The organism is Mycobacterium sp. NGS26, assembly GCF_059813025.1.
In genome coordinates, this window is the sequence record NZ_JCALDU010000024.1 from 1 (window position 1) to 828 (window position 828).

At 68.1% G+C, this 828-nt stretch carries 1 protein-coding gene and 1 pseudogene; one reads left to right on the top strand and one right to left on the bottom strand.

Features of this window, described 5'->3' with window-relative positions; all coding sequences use genetic code 11:
- Positions 1 to 209: hypothetical protein (locus AC5Y6X_RS24370; RefSeq protein ID WP_499989708.1), on the bottom strand; the 209-nt coding region annotated here is incomplete at its 3' end.
- A 37-nt stretch (positions 210 to 246) separates the two neighbouring features.
- On the opposite strand from AC5Y6X_RS24370, the pseudogene AC5Y6X_RS24375 reads away from it, so the two are divergent.
- Positions 247 to 828 (top strand): annotated as a pseudogene (locus AC5Y6X_RS24375) (hypothetical protein); the annotation flags it as partial.

Genomic DNA, 828 nt, shown 5'->3' on the forward strand with positions numbered 1-828 from the left:
TTGATCGTCACGACCCCGTTGTCGGTCAGGGTGCCGGTCACGCTCAGCGTGCCGCTGTTGGCGGTGCCGGTGCCGACCGTCATGGTGCCGGAATCCGTCAACGTGCCCGACACCGTGACCGTCCCGGTGTCGGTCAGCGTCCCACCAGCATTGACGGTCAGCCCACCATTGACCGCCAGCGTGCCACTACCCGGACCGGTGCTCCCCACCGTCAACGTCCCGCTATTCGCACTGGCGGTGCCCACCGTGACCGTGCCCGAATCCGTCAACGTCCCCGACACACTCACGCTGCCGGTATCCGTCAGCGTCCCGCCGACATTGACGGTCAGCCCACCATTGACCGCCAAGGTGCCACTACCCGGTCCGGTGCTACCCACCGTCAACGTCCCACTATTCGCACTGGCGGTACCCACCGTCACCGTGCCCGAATCCGTCAACGTGCCCGACACCGTCACGCTGCCGGTATCGGTCAGCGTCCCCCCGGAGTTCACCGTCAACGTCACCCCGGAGCCGACATTCAACGTGCCGCTACCCGGGCCGGTGCTCCCCACCGTCAACGTCCCACTATTGGCGCTGCCGGTCCCCACCGTCACCGTGCCCGAATCCGTCAACGTCCCCGACACCGTGACCGTCCCGGTGTCAGTCAGCGTCCCCCCGGCGTTCACCGTCAGACCCCCGTTGACCGCCAGCGTGCCACTGCCCGGACCGGTGCTCCCCACCGTCAACGTGCCGCTATTCGCGCTGGCGGTGCCCACCGTCATAGTGCCGCCATCGGTCAACGTGCCCGACACCGTCACGCTGCCGGTATCCGTCAGCGTCCCGCCGGCG